The sequence below is a fragment of the Clostridium sp. cel8 genome, assembly GCF_014050525.1.
Lineage (GTDB): Bacteria > Bacillota > Clostridia > Clostridiales > Clostridiaceae > Clostridium_B.
Genome location: NZ_JACGAG010000001.1, coordinates 439,918 through 457,523, shown reverse-complemented (window position 1 = coordinate 457,523; position 17,606 = coordinate 439,918). Strand labels below are relative to the sequence as shown.

The 17,606-nt window shown below is 30.5% G+C and carries 14 protein-coding genes, 1 tRNA gene, 1 rRNA gene and 2 riboswitches; of the genes, 11 read left to right on the top strand and 5 right to left on the bottom strand.

The window, feature by feature from the left end; all coding sequences use genetic code 11:
* Window positions 1–221: 221 nt before the first annotated feature.
* Together rrf and H2684_RS02185 are read left to right on the top strand one after the other, a co-directional pair.
* Window positions 222–338, top strand: a 5S ribosomal RNA gene (rrf, locus tag H2684_RS02190).
* A 7-nt stretch (window positions 339–345) separates the two neighbouring features.
* A tRNA-Asn gene (locus H2684_RS02185) sits at window positions 346–420 on the top strand.
* 91 nt (window positions 421–511) lie between these two features.
* On the opposite strand, the gene H2684_RS02180 is transcribed toward H2684_RS02185, so the two are convergent.
* Together H2684_RS02180 and H2684_RS02175 are read right to left on the bottom strand one after the other, a co-directional pair.
* Window positions 512–1,369, bottom strand: coding sequence for a ComEC/Rec2 family competence protein (locus H2684_RS02180; protein WP_182087704.1), 858 nt, complete (start codon window positions 1,367–1,369; stop codon window positions 512–514).
* A gap of 15 nt (window positions 1,370–1,384) precedes the next feature.
* Window positions 1,385–2,104 (bottom strand): lysophospholipid acyltransferase family protein, encoded by a 720-nt coding sequence (locus H2684_RS02175; RefSeq protein ID WP_182087703.1) that lies wholly within the window; start codon window positions 2,102–2,104, stop codon window positions 1,385–1,387.
* Between the two features lie 382 nt (window positions 2,105–2,486).
* Here H2684_RS02175 and H2684_RS02170 point away from each other — a divergent pair, with 382 nt between their 5' ends.
* The 3 genes from H2684_RS02170 to H2684_RS02160 are packed head-to-tail and all read left to right on the top strand — an operon-like array spanning window position 2,487 to window position 6,846.
* Window positions 2,487–3,836 carry a 2-isopropylmalate synthase gene (locus H2684_RS02170; RefSeq protein WP_182087702.1) on the top strand — a complete coding sequence of 450 codons (1,350 nt, stop codon included), beginning with the start codon at window positions 2,487–2,489 and terminating at the stop codon, window positions 3,834–3,836.
* A gap of 47 nt (window positions 3,837–3,883) precedes the next feature.
* Window positions 3,884–5,812 (top strand): aconitate hydratase, encoded by a 1,929-nt coding sequence (locus H2684_RS02165; protein ID WP_182087701.1) that lies wholly within the window; start codon window positions 3,884–3,886, stop codon window positions 5,810–5,812.
* 20 nt (window positions 5,813–5,832) lie between these two features.
* A complete protein-coding gene (locus tag H2684_RS02160) occupies window positions 5,833–6,846 on the top strand; it encodes an isocitrate dehydrogenase (NAD(+)) (RefSeq protein ID WP_182087700.1) in 1,014 nt (337 codons plus the stop codon).
* Between the two features lie 63 nt (window positions 6,847–6,909).
* On the opposite strand, the gene metA is transcribed toward H2684_RS02160, so the two are convergent.
* Window positions 6,910–7,824 (bottom strand): homoserine O-succinyltransferase, encoded by a 915-nt coding sequence (gene metA, locus H2684_RS02155; RefSeq protein WP_182087699.1) that lies wholly within the window; start codon window positions 7,822–7,824, stop codon window positions 6,910–6,912.
* 142 nt (window positions 7,825–7,966) lie between these two features.
* A riboswitch (SAM riboswitch) is annotated at window positions 7,967–8,074 on the bottom strand.
* A gap of 132 nt (window positions 8,075–8,206) precedes the next feature.
* Window positions 8,207–8,318: riboswitch (SAM riboswitch) on the top strand.
* 81 nt (window positions 8,319–8,399) lie between these two features.
* On the opposite strand from metA, the gene metF reads away from it, so the two are divergent.
* The 5 genes from metF to argH all read left to right on the top strand — a co-directional run bounded on the left by metF (window position 8,400) and on the right by argH (window position 15,369).
* Window positions 8,400–9,251 (top strand): methylenetetrahydrofolate reductase [NAD(P)H], encoded by an 852-nt coding sequence (metF, locus tag H2684_RS02150; protein ID WP_182087698.1) that lies wholly within the window; start codon window positions 8,400–8,402, stop codon window positions 9,249–9,251.
* A gap of 20 nt (window positions 9,252–9,271) precedes the next feature.
* A complete protein-coding gene (locus H2684_RS02145; RefSeq protein WP_182087697.1) occupies window positions 9,272–11,722 on the top strand; it encodes a homocysteine S-methyltransferase family protein in 2,451 nt (816 codons plus the stop codon).
* Between the two features lie 104 nt (window positions 11,723–11,826).
* Entirely contained in the window at window positions 11,827–12,510 is a 684-nt protein-coding gene (locus H2684_RS02140) for a hydrolase (RefSeq protein ID WP_182087696.1), read from the top strand.
* Window positions 12,511–12,835: 325 nt separating this feature from the next.
* The gene (locus H2684_RS02135; RefSeq protein WP_182087695.1) at window positions 12,836–14,056 is read left to right on the top strand and encodes an argininosuccinate synthase; all 1,221 of its coding nucleotides are present in this window, start codon (window positions 12,836–12,838) and stop codon (window positions 14,054–14,056) included.
* On the top strand, window positions 14,053–15,369 hold the full coding sequence (argH, locus tag H2684_RS02130) for an argininosuccinate lyase (protein ID WP_182087694.1): 1,317 nt from the start codon (window positions 14,053–14,055) through the stop codon (window positions 15,367–15,369). Before H2684_RS02135 ends, argH begins: the two co-directional genes overlap by 4 nt.
* Window positions 15,370–15,432: 63 nt before the next feature.
* Here argH and H2684_RS02125 read toward each other — a convergent pair whose 3' ends face one another.
* On the bottom strand, window positions 15,433–15,645 hold the full coding sequence (locus H2684_RS02125; protein WP_182087693.1) for a DUF378 domain-containing protein: 213 nt from the start codon (window positions 15,643–15,645) through the stop codon (window positions 15,433–15,435).
* Between the two features lie 68 nt (window positions 15,646–15,713).
* Window positions 15,714–16,226 carry an Lrp/AsnC ligand binding domain-containing protein gene (locus H2684_RS02120; protein ID WP_182087692.1) on the bottom strand — a complete coding sequence of 171 codons (513 nt, stop codon included), beginning with the start codon at window positions 16,224–16,226 and terminating at the stop codon, window positions 15,714–15,716.
* Window positions 16,227–16,620: 394 nt separating this feature from the next.
* Here H2684_RS02120 and H2684_RS02115 point away from each other — a divergent pair, with 394 nt between their 5' ends.
* The gene (locus H2684_RS02115) at window positions 16,621–17,592 is read left to right on the top strand and encodes an asparagine synthetase A (protein ID WP_182087691.1); all 972 of its coding nucleotides are present in this window, start codon (window positions 16,621–16,623) and stop codon (window positions 17,590–17,592) included.
* The last annotated feature ends 14 nt before the right edge of the window (window positions 17,593–17,606 follow it).

The window sequence follows — 17,606 nt, the reverse complement described above, 5'->3', positions numbered from 1 at the left end:
TGATAGGTCAGGAGTGTAAGCATGGTAACATGTTCAGCTGACTGATACTAATAGGTCGAGGGCTTGACCAAAATATATATCTTACTGTGCAATTTTCAGAGAATAATATTCAAATATATTATTGACAAATAATATATTTCAGTGTATAATTTTTTCAGTAATAAAAAGTGTTTTCTATATAAACTTAAATATAAAAAATAAATTGATAGTAATTTATGAAATCTGGTGGTAATGACGTGAAGGCAACACTCCTTCCCATTCCGAACAGGCAAGTTAAGCTTCATTGTGCCGATGGTACTGCAGAGGAGGCTCTGTGGGAGAGTAGGTAGCTGCCAGATAAAATGTTCCGTGGTAGCTCAATGGTTGAGCATTCGGCTGTTAACCGAAGGGTTGGAGGTTCGAGCCCTCTCCACGGAGCCATTTTTTTATTTTCAATTAAATTTTTGATTTGTCTTTTTTACATGATAATTTGCTAAAAAAGATTAGGACAAAATTTATCCTAATCTTTTTTCTATTCTTTTGTAATTTTATCCCCATCACTTAAAAGTACAATAGTTCCATCTATGTCCGTTCTATACACTTGTATATTTTTCTTCTTTAGATTATTTAATGTCTTTCTATTTGGATGACCATACTTATTGTCTTTTCCACAGCTTATTACTGCTATTTTGGGATTTACATTATTTAAAAAATCCTCTGTAGTAGATGTTGAACTTCCATGATGTCCTACTTTTAATACATCAGATGATAAATCATAATTATTATTTAGCATTTCTGCTTCACTTGTCTTTTCGGCATCTCCTGTAAATAAAAAGCTTGTATTTGCATATGTTATTTTTAATACCACAGAATAGTTATTGGTATCTGGATAACTGCTGCTATTAGGTGCAAGTATTTCAGCTTTTACATTTTCTCCTAAATCAAGCGTATCTCCAGGATGTGGTACAGTAATTTTCATATCTTTTTCTTTTAATGCTTCTATCATATTTTCAAAAGTTTTCGTATTTACTACTTTTTTTGGAGCTATAAATGAATCTATTTCATATTTTTTTATTATTTGTGCCATATTTCCTATATGATCTTCATGAGGATGAGTTGCAATGACATAATCTAATTTCGTTATATTTTCTTTTTTAAGATATGTCATTATATTGCTTTCGCTGTCATTTGGTCCTGAATCTATTAGAAGATTTTTACCATTTACCTGTATGAGTTCACTATCTCCTTGGCCGACATCTATGTAGGATACTTTAAGTCCTGAATAGTTAGATTTTTCACTTGATGTTTCTACACTTGAACAACCAGATAAAATAGATATAAAGAAAAAAATAACTAAAACAAAAATATATAATTTTTTTGAAAATTTCATTTTAAATATACCTGCCTATTCTTTTATTAAATTTTTAATTTCTTCTCTTATTGTATCTGATAAATTTTCTCTTTCTTCTCTGGATAAATCTTCTGTATATATTGGCTTACATATAGTAAGATTTACATCTGAAGGTTTTAAATTGCTATGTGGATTTCCTTCTCTTAATTTATAACTTCCATCTATAGCTACAGGAACAATGGGTACTTTTGATTTTAATGCAAGCTTCAAACTTCCTTTTTTAAATTCACCAACTTTAGGACCGCGACTTCTAGTTCCTTCTGGAAATATTACCATACTATGACCATTTTTTAATTTTGTTATTCCCTCATTTATTGATTTAACTGAGGATCTTATATTGCTTCTATCCATAAAGATACAATTGATTTGTTCCATCCAATAACTTATTATTTTAACTTTTTTAATTTCTTTTTTTGCAATAAATCCAACCATTCTATCTACAGATGAGATTATAATTGGAATGTCTAAAAATCCTTGATGATTTGAAACAAAAAGACATGCACCTTTTGGAATATTTTCCCTTCCATTTACAGTTATATTTGCACCTATTGCTTTTAAAATAAAATTAGACCATTTTTTTACTGAATTGTATGTGTATAATTCAACTTCCTTTTCAGTCCCAGTTTTTTTTAATCTCTCAAGTTTTATCTTTTTAAATAGAGAGTATATCATGTATAGGACAAGAAGAAAGTAAAGTAATATACTTCTTATCATAATAATAGTTCCTCCTAAAATAATTTTATTAACTATCCTATTATATTATATATATAATGTTATATTAAGACAATTAAATTGATATGAGTCCAATTACATATGATTAAAATCATTTACAATGAATAAATGAAAGTTTAAATAAAAATAAGTCAAAAATAAGAAAATTTATATTTGATTATAATTAGTAAAGATGATACAATATAACCATAACATTTTAAAGAACCTTGTATATTCTAGAATATATAAGGGATTTCGGATCTTGTTGTAAATAATATGTTTTCTTTAAAAAGAAAGTAAAATTCATAAATTGAATTATTTAGAATAATTTAATTCAAAAACGTGTTATTTTATATAGTGCCAATATGAGGAGGAGATGATGTGTATGTATAATTACAAGTTGCAAAATGTGCAAGAACCTAATCTATACAAAGACATATTTCCATATGATGAAGTGCCTAAAATAGTTTTTAGTGGTGTTCAATTTCCTATGAATATACCTGATGATATATGGATTACTGATACTACATTTAGAGATGGGCAGCAATCAATGGAGCCATTTACACTAGAGGAAATAGTTAGAATATATGATTATCTTCATGAACTGGATAATAATTCTGGAATAATAAGACAAAGTGAGTTTTTCCTATACAGTGAAAAGGACAGAAAAGCTGCTGAAATCTGTATGGAAAGAGGATATAAATTTCCTGAAATAACTTCATGGATAAGAGCTAATAAAGAAGATTTTAAATTGGTTAAGGATATGGGCATAAAGGAAACGGGAATGCTTATGTCCTGCTCGGATTATCATATATTTAAGAAACTCAAGAAAACCAGAGAAGAAACTGCAAATATGTACCTATCTGTGGTAGAAGAAGCGTTAAACAATGGAATAATACCAAGATGCCATTTAGAAGATATAACTAGAGCTGATTTTTATGGATTTGTTGTTCCTCTTGTAAATAAGCTTATGGAAATGTCAAGGGAGGCTAAAATTCCAATTAAGATAAGACTTTGTGATACTTTGGGACTTGGAGTTCCATATGGACAAACAGATATTCCAAGAAGTGTGCAGGGACTTGTTTATGGATTGAAGAAAAATTGCAATGTTCCTGAAGAATGTATGGAGTGGCATGGACACAATGATTTTCATTTAGCAGTTGATAATTCAACTACGGCATGGCTCTATGGAGTATCATCTGTAAACACCACACTATTTGGAATTGGCGAAAGGACGGGAAACTGTCCTATGGAGGCAATGCTTTTTCAATATGCACAAATCAAAGGTACTATAAAAAACATGAATTTTGAAATTATTACAGAACTTGCAAATTATTTTAAAAATCAAATAGGTTATGATATAAATCCTAAAATGCCTTTTGTTGGAAGTCAATTTAATGTTACAAAGGCAGGAATACATGCAGATGGAATGCTTAAAGATGAAGAGATATATAATGCATTTAATACTAAAAAGATACTTGGAAGACCTGTTGTAATTGAAATAAATCAGTATTCAGGATTAGCAGGTATTGCAGCATGGATAAACAGTTATTATAGATTAAAAGGTGATAATAAGGTTGGAAAGAAAGATAGCGGTATTTTAGAAATAAAAAAATGGATTGATAACCAGTATAAAATGGGAAGAACAAGTATAATAAGGAATAATGAAATGGAACTTCTCGTAAAGAAATTTATGCCTGAAGTACTTGAAAAAAGAGAAGAGAGAGCTTGTTGAATTTAGATAAAATAGGTTTTATTTATAAAATGGAGGATTGGATATAAATGGGATTAAACGTAACACAAAAAATTATAAAATCACATCTAGTTAAAGGAAATATGGTACCAGGAGAAGAAATAGCAATAAAAATAGATAGAACTTTAACTCAGGATTCTACAGGAACTATGGCATATTTGCAATTTGAGGCTCTTGGAATAGATAGAGTTAAAACAAAGAGATCAGTTGCATATATAGACCATAATATACTTCAATCAGGTCCTGAAAATGCAGATGATCATCTCTATATCCAGACTGTTGCTAAAAAACATGGTATTTATTTTTCAAGACCTGGAAATGGAATATGCCATCAGGTTAATCTTGAAAGATTTTCAGTTCCAGGGGATACTCTTTTAGGTTCGGATAGTCATACGCCAACTGGTGGTGGCATAGGAATGCTTGCAATTGGAGCAGGTGGATTAGATGTTGCCGTAGCTATGGGTGGCGGAGAATATTATATAAATATGCCTAAGATAGTAAAAGTAAATTTAAAGGGAAAACTCAGTCCTTGGGTTACTGCAAAAGATATAATACTTGAAATGCTGAGAAGGCTTACTGTTAAAGGCGGAGTTGGAAAAATATTTGAATATACAGGTGAAGGGGTAGCTACTTTATCTGTACCAGAGAGAGCAACTATTACAAATATGGGAGCTGAGCTTGGAGCTACAACTTCTATATTTCCAAGTGATGATGTTGCGCGTGAATTTTTAAAAGCTCAGGGAAGAGAAGATGATTTTTCCTATGTTAAACCTGATGAAGATGCACAGTATGATGAAGAAATGGAAATAGATTTGTCTTTACTTGAACCTATGGTAGCTTGTCCACATAGCCCTGATAAGGTAGTACCTGTTTCAGAGTTAAAAGATGTTAAAGTAAATCAAGTATGTATAGGAAGTTGTACAAATTCATCTTATGTAGATATGATGAAAGTTGCACATATACTTGATGGAAATACTGTAAATGAGAATGTATCACTTACTATTTCTCCAGGTTCAAAGCAAGTTTTAAATATGATTTCTGAAAATGGTGCACTTGCATCTATGGTAGGTGCAGGGGCTAGAATTCTTGAAAGTGCTTGTGGACCTTGTATAGGTATGGGACAATCTCCTGCTACAAATGGAGTATCTTTAAGAACTTTTAACAGGAATTTTGAAGGAAGATCAGGTACAAAATCTGCACAAGTTTATCTTGTGAGTCCTGAAATTGCAGCAGTTTCTGCGATAAATGGATACATTTCGGATCCTAGAGAATTTGGAGATCCAATTTCCATAGATATGCCGAATAAATTTCTTGTTAAAGATAATATGATTGTTCCTCCAGCTGAAACAGGAGAAGATGTTGAAGTTGTAAGAGGTCCTAATATAAAGCCATTTCCAAAGGCAAAATCATGTGAAGAAGTTGTGTCTGGAAAGGTACTTACAAAAGTTGGAGATAATATAACTACAGATCATATAATGCCTTCAAATGCAAAACTTCTTCCATATAGATCTAATATACCTTATCTTGCAGAATACTGCCTTACTCCATGTGATGAGGATTTTCCTAAAAAGGCAAAGGAAAATGGCGGTGGATTAATAGTGGCAGGTATAAATTACGGACAAGGTTCTAGTAGGGAGCATGCAGCATTGGCCCCTCTTTATCTTGGAATAAAAGCAGTACTTGCAAAATCTTTTGCAAGAATTCATATGGCAAATTTAATAAATAACGGAATAATGACACTTGTTTTTAAGAATGAAGAGGATTATGATAAGATAGATATAATGGATAAACTTGTAATAGAAGATGCATTGAATCAGATTAAAAATGATATAGTTATAGTTACAAATAAGGATAAAAATGAAAAATATGAAATGATATTTAATGTTACAGATAGACAGAGAGATATGATAAAATTTGGTGGACTTTTAAATATGATGAAGGAAATTAACAATAGATAAAATTGTTTGGAGGCATTTGAATGAAACATAAAGTTACACTTATTAAAGGTGATGGAATAGGTCCAGAAGTTTGTATGGCTGCAAAAAAAGTTGTAGATTCTACTGGAGTAGATATAGAATGGGATATATTTGAAGCAGGTGCTTCAGTAATAGAGAAGTACAAAACTCCAATACCACAGCATATAATAGAGAGTATAAAGAAAAATAAAGTTTGCCTTAAAGGCCCAGTTACTACACCTGTTGGAAAGGGATTTAGAAGTGTAAATGTAACTTTGAGAAAGAGTTTGAACTTATATGCTAATATAAGACCTATAAAGACATATGAGGGAGTAAAATCTAGATATGACAATGTGGATCTTGTAATATTTAGGGAAAACACTGAGGATTTATATGCTGGTATAGAACATATGGTAAGCTGCGATATTGCAGAAAGCGTAAAAATAATATCAAAGAAGGCAAGCAAGAGGATAGTTAAGGCTGCTTTTGATTATGCAGTTTCAAATGGAAGAAAAAAGGTTACAGCTGTTCATAAAGCAAATATAATGAAACTTTCCGATGGATTGTTTTTAAAAACTGCAGAGGAAGTAGCAAAGGAATATAAGGATATTGAGTTTGAAAGTGTTATAGTTGATGCTATGAGCATGAAGCTTGTATTAAATCCTGAGAATTATGATGTACTTGTAATGCCTAATCTATATGGAGATATTTTATCAGATATGGCATCAGGCCTTATAGGAGGACTTGGTCTTGTGCCAGGTGCAAATGTAGGAGAAGATGCAGCAGTATTTGAGGCTGCACATGGCTCAGCACCTGATATTGCAGGGAAAAATAAGGCTAATCCAACGGCAATAATACTTTCAGCTGCTATGATGTTAAGACATATTGGAGAAAAAGAAGCAGCACAGAGAATAGAAAAATCAGTGGAAAGTTTGCTTAAAGAGAAAAAATATCTTACATGTGACTTAGGAGGAAATTTGGGCACAAGAGAATTTACCGATGCACTTATCTCAAAACTTAAAAGTATAGTATTGTAAATAGGACATAGGCTAAGAATTTCTATTTTACTTTTAGAAATTCTTAGTTTTTTTATTTTATAATTATAGTTTATTTAAGTCATATGGTGTTTCTTGGTATACATAGTAATTGAGCCAGTTTAAAAATAATAAGTTAGCATGTGCTTTCCATGTTGATAGAGGCTGTTTTGTAACATCATCATCTGGAAAATAGTGCTTTGGAATCTCTGGGTTAAGATTGCTTTTAATGTCCCTTTCGTATTCTGATTTTAATGTAAGTGTGTCATATTCTGAGTGCCCTGTAACAAATATTTGACGACCAGCTTTTGTAGATACAATGTAAACTCCTGCTTCATTAGATTCTGATAGTATATAAAGTTCAGGTACTTTTTTTATGTCTTCTTTTTTTGTGTAAGTATATCTTGAATGAGGAGCATAAAATATATCGTCAAATCCTCTTAAAAGTTTTATGTTTCTCTTGGTTATTGTATGTTGAAATACTCCAGATAATTTTTTTTCTAAAGGGTATTTTGGAATTTTAAAGTGGTGATATAAACCAGCTTGAGCTCCCCAACATATATGAAAAGTTGAAAATACATTTTTCAACGACCAATCCATTATTTCTGTAAGTTCATCCCAGTAGTCCACATCTTCAAATTTTAAGGTTTCTACAGGTGCACCTGTTATTATCATACCGTCAAATTTTCTATCTTTTATTTCATCAAAGGTTTGGTAATACTTAAATAGATACTCCTCAGAAGTATTTTTAGACCTATGAGATTTAGGATATATTAGGGTTATGTCAACTTGAAGTGGAGAATTTCCAAGTAATCTTAAAAGTTGAGTTTCCGTGACGGTTTTAATAGGCATAAGGTTTAATATAACTATGTTAAGTGGTCTTATATCTTGAGTTGTTGCGCGTTTTTCGTTCATTACAAATATATTTTCAGATTTTAATATGTCAGAAGCTGGTAGATCATTAGGTATATTTATTGGCATTGTACTCATCCTTTTCACTAATTAATTTGTTAAATAAAATCTTATTTTAACTAATATCTAACTAGATTTTAAGTGATTAGAAATATAAGACAATAAAAAAAGCTGTTTTATAAGAAAAACAACTTTTTTATTCACGCTATTTTTCTTATCTTTCAGAAAAAATCTGTAGGAATTAACACCATACATTCAAATGAAAAATGCTGGTTGTCGGACATCATTGGGCCTATCCCTCTGTCACTCTTGATAAGATTCTATTTAATTAATACAGTATGTTATACTAAAATACTTTGATTGTCAATATGTATAAAATTAAATTTTATATTTATATTGACAATTAAATTAAAAAGTATTAGCATTAAATAAACTATAATTGAATAATTTGTTCTTATCAAGAGAGGTGGAGGGACTGGCCCTGAGAAACCCGACAACCAACATGTTATACATGTAGTGGTGTTAATTCCTACAGGATAGTAAACAATTCTGGAAGATAAGAAAACATTCTGAAGAAAATAGGATTCAGGCTGCTTTTCTTAAAAAGCAGCTTTTTTAATTAAACTTTTATAAGGAGAGAATTTATGAGCATAAAGTCTATATTAAATGAGAAAAAATTTATACTTTCTTTTGAAGTAATACCACCAAGAAATAAAGAAAGCGTACCTGCATTTGAAAATAAAATCCAACATTTAAATAAAATGTCACCAGATTTTATAAGTGTTACCTATGGAGCTGCTGGAAGAAGTAAGAAAGGATCCTTAAAAGCGGCACTTTATATAAAGAAGAAATATGGAATAGAAGTGCTTTCACATTTAACTTGTATAAACTCTACTGAAAGTGAAATAGAACAATATGTGAATTCTCTCATAGATGGGGGAGTAAATAATGTACTTGCACTTAGAGGAGATATTGCTAGAGGTATTAATAAAAACCAAAATTTAAAATATAAATATGCTAAAGATTTAGTAAAATATCTTTCAAAAAGACAAGATATTTGTATTGCAGCAGCTACATATCCAGAAGGTCATAGTGAATCAGAAAGTTTTGAGAAAGATATACTTTATTTAAAACAAAAAGTAGAATGTGGTGTTGATTTTTTAATAACTCAGTTCTTTTTTGATAATGGTTATTTTTATAGATTCAGAGAGAAAATAGAGAAGTTAGGTATAAATATACCTATTATAATTGGTATAATGCCTGTTACAAAGGTAAGACAGCTTAAGAATATGAGTTCACTTGGAGGAGCAAGTTTGCCAAATGAACTTATAAAAATTATTGATAAATATGGTGATAATGAGGAAGACTTTTTTAAAGCTGGATTAGAGTATAGTTTAAATCAAACAAGAGATCTAGCTAAAAATGCTGTAGATGGAGTTCATATTTATACTATGAATAATTTAACTGCTGTTGATTATATAGTAAATAATCTGTAGTTTGGTAAGGGGTGAATTTAATGATTTTTAATGATTTTATGGAAAAGTTTAAAGATAAATTTATATTTTTTGATGGGGCTATGGGTACTATGCTTCAAAAATCTGGACTCAAAGCAGGAGAGCTTCCTGAAGTATTAAATATGACTCATGGAGATACAATAAGAAAAATACATGAGGCATATTTAGATGCAGGCTCTGACATTATAACAACTAATACTTTTGGGGCAAATGAATTGAAGTTTATAAATTCTCGATATACTGAAGAGGAAGCAATTGAGGCAGGCATAAGGATTGCAAAAGATGCTGTGAAAGGTAGGAAAGATAAATTTGTAGCCTTAGATATGGGTCCTATAGGTCAAATTATGGAGCCTACAGGAAATCTCAGCTTTGAAACTGCATACAAGCTTTTTAAAAAACAGGTAGTTATTGCTGAGAGAGAGGGAGTAGATTTAGTATTAATTGAAACTATGATGGATATATATGAGGCAAAAGCAGCTGTACTTGCAGTTAAGGAAAATAGCTCTCTTCCTGTATTTTGTACTATGACTTTTCAAGAAAATGGAACAGCTCTTATGGGAACTGATCCAAAGACTATGGTATTTGTATTAGAGGGGCTTGGAGTGGATGTACTTGGAGTGAATTGTTCAGTTGGACCTAAAGATATTCAAAGCATAGTTTCTGAAATTTTACAGTATTCTTCTGTTCCTGTAATGGTTCAACCTAATGCAGGTATGCCAAAGTACAATGGATGTGAAACTTACTATGATGTAGGCGAAGCTGAATTTTCAAAATATATGAGGAATATGGCAAAAAAAGGCGTCAGAATACTTGGCGGATGCTGTGGAACAAATCCTGAATTTATAAAATCTGTTATAGGAGCAGTAGATGGACTAAGTCCTTTAAAAATAGAAAAGAAGGACTATACTGCAGTAACATCAGGTAATAAAACTGTAATTATAGGGGATAGGGTTAAAATTGTAGGCGAGAGAATAAATCCTACAGGAAAACCTAAATATAAAGAAGAGTTGAAAAGAGGAAGTACGGATTATATATGTAAACAGGCTGTTTTGCAAAAGAATGAAGGGGCAGATATATTGGAGTTAAATGTAGGGCTTCCTGAGATAAATGAGATTGAGATGATGAAAAAGGCCATAACTGCCATACAAAAAGTATCCTATCTTCCAATAAGTATAGACAGTCCAGATCCTGAGGTTTTAGAGGCAGCTGTAAGGATATATAGAGGAAAACCCCTTATAAATTCAGTAGATGGTAAAGAGGAAAAAATGAATGCTGTTTTTCCTATAGTGAAAAAATACGGTGGATGTGTAATAGCACTTACACTAGACGAAGAGGGAATACCAACTACAGCTGAGAAAAGGTTTGAAATAGCAAAGAAAATAATAAGCAGAGCTAAAGAGTTTGGCATTTCAAAGAAAGATATAATATTTGACTGCTTGGCACTTACAGTTTCAGCACAGCAAAAGGAAGTTATGGAAACAATAAAGGCAGTTAAGATGATAAGAGAAGAGCTTGGAGCTAAAACTGTTCTCGGAGTTAGCAATGTATCTTTTGGACTTCCAAATAGAAAACTTTTAAATAGAACATTTTTGCTTATGGCACTTCAGGCAGGGCTTGATTTGCCTATAATGAATCCTAATGACCAAGGTATGAAAGATACTATAGCTGCCTTTGAAGTACTTGCAAATAGAGATAAAGATAGTAAGAATTTTATAGAAAAGTATAAAAATATGCCAAAGGAAGATAATAAGAATAGAGAAGTTATCAACACTGTGGATAAAAAAGAAGACGAGAAAAAAGATAAGAATGAAACTAAGACATATGAATCCTATGACTTAAGGCAAATAATTATAGATGGCATAGAAGATAGAGCAATGAAAGCATCAGAAGAGTTGTTAAAATCAAAAGAGCCTCTTGAAGTAGTGAATTCATATATAATTCCGGCTTTAGATAAAGTAGGAGAAAAATATGAAACTAGAGAAATATTTCTTCCTCAACTTATACAGTCTGCAGAAACTGTAAAAAAATCCTTTCAAGTTATAAAGAAGAAAATATTAGAGGGTGGACATAGCACTATTTCAAAGGGTAAGGTAGTTGTGGCAACAGTTAAGGGGGATGTACATGATATAGGAAAGAATATAGTTAAGGTTCTTCTTGAAAACTATGGATTTGAGGTTATAGATCTTGGAAAAAATGTGGACATAGAAAAAGTAATAAATGCAATAAGAGAGAATGATATAAAACTTGTAGGACTTAGTGCACTTATGACTACTACTGTTGTAAATATGAAAAAGACAATAGATGAAATTAGAAAAAGCGGTCTTAATTGTAAAGTAGTAGTTGGAGGTGCAGTTTTAAATCAAGAATATGCAGATATGATAGGAGCAGATTTTTATGCAAGAGATGCGAAGGAAACAGTTAATATAGCAGAAGATATTTTTTTGAATGAGTAATTATAATTAAATTTATTCAGTAGCTAAATTGTTGTGGAATATTTGTAAAAATTAATATAAAATATATCTATAAAGTATATCAGTTAGTTTTAGGAGATAGTATTATGGAAAAAATTAATAAAAAAGCAAATAAATACGTTCCTCAAATAAATGGCACATTAAGAGGCCATATGATAAATGTTCCAAGTGTAATTAGACAGGCAACTGGAATTAAAGTTTTTGGAAAGAGAATAAAATCATTTGCTTTTACAACTGATATTGCAGTTATAAAGAATATAGATGCAGATGCAGTGTTTGCTGTATATCCATTTACTCCACAATCTGTTATAACTGAAGCACTTGTTGCTGCGTCAGATGTTCCTATTTTTTGTGGTGTAGGTGGTGGACTTACTATGGGAAAAAGAGTTATAAACTTAGCACTAAATGCAGAGTTTACTGGAGCCATGGGAGTTGTTGTAAATAGTCCTACATCAAATGAAGTTATAGAGGCTATGAATGATTCAATTGATATACCAATTATTGTAACAGTTGTTTCAGAAAAAGATGACATTCAAAAGAGGATAGATGCTGGAGTTTCTATTTTAAATGTGTCTGCAGGTAAAAATACAGCATCTCTTGTTAGAAGTATAAGAAATAAATTTCCAACATTTCCTATAATGGCAACAGGGGGAAAAGATGAGAAAAGTATAAGAGAAACTATTGAAGCAGGTGCTAATGCAATTTGCTATACTCCACCGTCTACAGCAGAATTATTTAAAAAAACAATGGAAAAGTATAGAAATATGTAAAGTTTGAATATATAGAATAAGAGTTTTAATTTACAAGCCAATGGGCAAATTTGCCTATTGGTTTATAAATATGCATAAAATAAATTAAAATATTTATTATTCATTAATACTAAAATAGCATATGTTTGCCTATAAACCTTTACACAAATGAATGATTGGAGAATTTATTTTAAATAACATATAAAAAAGTATTGCATAATTATAATATTGTATGTATAATTATAATATAATTTATGTATAAAAATTAGTGAAATTTAATATGAGATTTTAAATCCCATAGATTAATTTATATAAAAGAAAGTTAAAAAAAGATGGGGGTAGTATTATGAAAGATAAAGTGGTTTTAGCATATTCAGGAGGTTTGGATACTTCTATTATAATTCCATGGCTTAAAGAAAATTATGATTTGGATGTTATAGCTGTTTGTATAGATGTAGGACAGGAAGATGACTTTGAAAAAATAAAAGCAAAGGCAATTAAAACTGGAGCTGTAAAAGTTTATGTAGAAGATTTAAAAGAGGAGTTTGTAAAAGATTATATTTTTAAAGCTGTAAAAGCACATTTACTATATGAAGATGAATATATGTTAGGTACTTCTCTTGCAAGACCTCTTATGTCTAAAAAATTAGTTGAAATTGCCCACAATGAAGGAGCTAAGTATATAGCACACGGATGCACTGGAAAGGGAAATGACCAAGTACGTTTTGAGGTTGGAATAGCTTGTTTTGATCCTTCAATAAAGATAATTGCTCCATGGAGAATATGGGATATAAAATCAAGAGAAGATGCAATAGATTATGCAAATTCAAAAGGTGTTGAAATAACTGTAACAAAGAAAAAAATATATTCAGAAGATAAAAATATATGGCATGTAAGTCATGAAGGTGGAGATATTGAAGATCCAACTAATGAACATAAAAGAGATATGTATTCAATGACTACACCTATGGAGAAAGCAAAAGATGTTCCAGAATATGTAGAAATTTATTTTGAAAAAGGAGTTCCAAAGAAATTAAACGGAAAAGAAATGGGACCTGTAGAACTCTTGACTGAATTGAATAAAATAGGTGGACAAAATGGTGTAGGAGTTATAGATATAGTGGAAAACAGACTTGTTGGAATGAAGTCAAGAGGAGTTTATGAAACTCCAGGAGGAACTGTACTCTATGCTGCACATAGATGTCTTGAAAGACTTACTCTTGATAAGAACACATATCACTACAAACAGCTTGTATCTAATAAGTACGCAGAACTTGTATATGATGGATTGTGGTTTAGCCCACTTAGAGAGGCACTTGATGCATTTGTAGAATCTACTCAGAAAAATGTAACAGGTACTGTTAAGCTTAAAATATATAAGGGAAATATTATAAATGCAGGTATAGATGCTAAAAATCCACTGTATGATAAAGATATATCTTCTTTTGGTGCAAGTGAACTCTATGATCATAAAGATGCAGCTGGATTTATAAACATATTCAGTCTTCCAAGCAAAATAAAAGCTATGGCAGATAAAAAGGAAAAGGAAGGAAATAAATCTATATGAAATTATGGGGAGGAAGATTTAAAAAGTCAGAAAGCAAATTAATGGAGGATTTTAATAGTTCTCTTGGTTTTGATAAGGTACTTTACAAAGAGGATATAACTGGAAGCATGGCACATGTTAAAATGCTTGCTAAGTGTAATATTTTATCTGAGGAAGATAAAGATTTAATATTAGAAGGGTTAAAGTCAATACTTTCGGATATCGAAAGTGGTAAACTTAAAATTGAAGGTGACTATGAAGATATTCACAGCTTTGTAGAAAGTAAGCTTATAGATAGAATAGGTCAAGTAGCTAAAAAATTGCACACTTCAAGAAGTAGAAATGATCAAGTAGCTGTTGATTTTAGATTATATGCTAAAAATAAAGCAAAAGAAGTTATAGAAACTATAGAAAGTTTAAATGCTGTAATTAAAAAGCTTGCAGATGATAACAATTTTATAATGCCTGGATATACTCATCTTCAAAGAGCTCAAGTTGTAACTTTTAAACATCATATGATGGCATATTACAGTATGTTTTCAAGGGATAAAAAAAGACTTATAAATGCCAGGGAAATACTAGATGAAAGTCCTCTTGGATGTTGTGCTCTTGCAGGTACAACTTATGATATAGATAGAGATTTTACTGCAAAGGAACTTGGATTTAAAAAACCTGTAGATAATTTTTTAGATGGAGTTAGTGATAGAGATTATGCAATAGAGATGATTTCCTGTTTTTCAATAATAATGATGCATCTTAGCAGATTAAGTGAAGAGTTAATACTATGGAGCAGTAAAGAGTTTGGCTTTGTCACTATAGACGATGAATTTTCAACTGGAAGCAGTATAATGCCTCAGAAGAAAAATCCTGATGCAGCAGAACTTATAAGGGGAAAGACAGGAAGGGTTTATGGAGATTTAATGGCATTTTTGACTATTATGAAGGGAATTCCGCTTGCTTACAACAAAGATATGCAGGAAGATAAAGAGAAATTTTTTGATGCCTCAGATACAGTTTTAAGTTGTCTAAATGTAATGAAGGGTATGTTATCTACTCTTAAGGTAAATAAAGAAAACATGTTTAATGCTGTAAAATCAGGGTTCTTAAATGCAACAGAAGCTGCAGACTATCTTGTACATAAAGGTATGGCATTTAGAGATGCTCACAAGGTAATAGGAGAGATAGTTTTATATTGTGAACAGGAAAATAAGGCAATAGAGGAATTGTCTTTAGAAGAGCTTAAAAAGTTTAGTAGTTATTTTGGAGAAGATGTATATGAATTTATAGATTATGTAAATTCACTTGATAGAGGAATAAAGAAAAATTTAAAATAATAATTATAGGAAGGCAAGTTGTGCCTTCCTATAATTATTTTATAAATAAATTACAATTGCGATTTATGCCTCATCTGTTGTTCTATCTCTGTCCCTGCCTAAAAATGATATTGAGTAAAGACCACAGATTCCTACAATTGCATATATGGTCCTTGATATAGCAGACATTGTGCCAAATAAGGATGCAATTAAATCATATCTAAAAAATCCAATTAATCCCCAATTTATTGCACCTATGACAACTAATATGAGAGCTGTAAAATCTAATGCTTTCATAAACTACATCTCCTTTTTAATTTATCGAGTATATTATGTGCAATTGGGGATTAAATTATAAATAAAAATTATTTAGATTTATTTTTATTATCTTTATTTACATTATTTAGATCTATTTGAATACTTCTGTCTATAGGTTGGTATAATGATATAAAAGTATTTGTTCTCTGTATTCCATCTATTGCTTGTATTTTATTTATTAATAGATTTTGGAGATCAGCTATATTTTTACATATTACTTTTATAAATATTGAATAATCTCCAGTTGTATAGTGAAGTTCTACTATTTCTTTTATAGCTCTCATTTCTTCTAATACTTCATTGAAGTTTTTTGCTCTATCAAGATAAACTCCTATGAAACAACATACATCATAACCTAATTTTGAATTATCTATTATGAGTTTTGTTCCCTTTATTATATTCATATCTTCCATTTTTTTCATCCTGACATGTATAGTTCCACCACTAACATGACATCGTCTAGCTATTTCAAGAAAAGGAGTTCTTGAATCTTTAATCATTATATCTAGAATTTGGATATCAAGATCATCAAGTCCATTAACCTTTAAATTTGAATTCATACAAAAACACTCCTTATATGTAATATAATCAATACAGAATTACTGTTTTAATTCGTTTAAATAATAATTTCTATAAATCAGAAAGATAAGAAAAATTTTTAACACAGTAAACTTAATTATATTTTAACTTATTTTATCACATACTTAAACTATTATTATATATTATAACAGAAAGTTTTATTAAATTAATAATGGTAAACGTTATCACTAAGAAAAAATTTTTAATTATAAAAAATATATAACTATCAATTGAAATATTAATAAATAATATAAATATTTGTTATTAAACTTGCGATTTAATCTAAAAAGTATTATTATATTGCTAATGGGACAATGAAATTTAAAAACAAAAATTGAAAACATTATTGCATTTGGTATTAGGAGGATGTATTTTATGGAACTTACAGCAAAACACGAAGAAAGAGAAGAAGAATTAAAACTTTTAGATAAAGCGGTAAAGAAACTTTCAAGAAAAGAATTACCATATATATTGAGGATACAGCAGGCAGTTTTAAAAGCAGTAGATGAATATATGTATTCAAAGGGAGTAACAAGAGTAATGCCACTTATGGTAGCACCTATTACAGATACTCTAAATCACGATGTAGAGGAATGTAATATAACATATGAAGGGCAGAAATTCGATATAATGAAATCGATGATATTTCACAAGCAGATAATGCTTTCAAGCCCTTATTTGGACAAGATATATATAGTATCACCTAATGTAAGACTAGAAAAAGATGAAGAGGGAGATACAAGACATCTATTTGAGTTTACACAAGTTGATCTTGAATTTAAAAATGCTACTATGGATACTATATTTGAATTTGAAGAAGGATTAATGAAATATGTATTTGATTTTGTAAAAAAAGAATGCAAGGAAGAATTTAAAGCTTTAGGAATTGGAACTTCTCATCTTGATATAACTACTCCATTTAAAAGATATACTACACAGGAATTAAAGGCGAAATATGGAGATGACTTCGAGGCAATTGCATCTAAAAAGGCTACACAGCCATTCTGGCTTATAAACCATAAAAGAGAGTTCTATGATGCTGAGGATCTTGAAAATAGAGGCACATATAGAAACTATGATTTGATATGGCCAATGGGCTATGTAGAAGGTTTAAGCGGTGGAGAAAGAGAATATAAATATGATAGAATTATTGAGAGAATGGAAGAGCTTGATGTAGACCAAAATTTATTTAGAAATTATATAGAACTTGCAAAACAGGGAAAGATTCCAAAAACTGCAGGAGCTGGATTTGGAGTAGAGAGGATGACAAGATTTATATGTCAGCAGAAGGAAATTGATGATGTTACAGTATTTACTAGAAAGCCAGGAGAAAAATATATATTCTAGTAGGTTATATATAA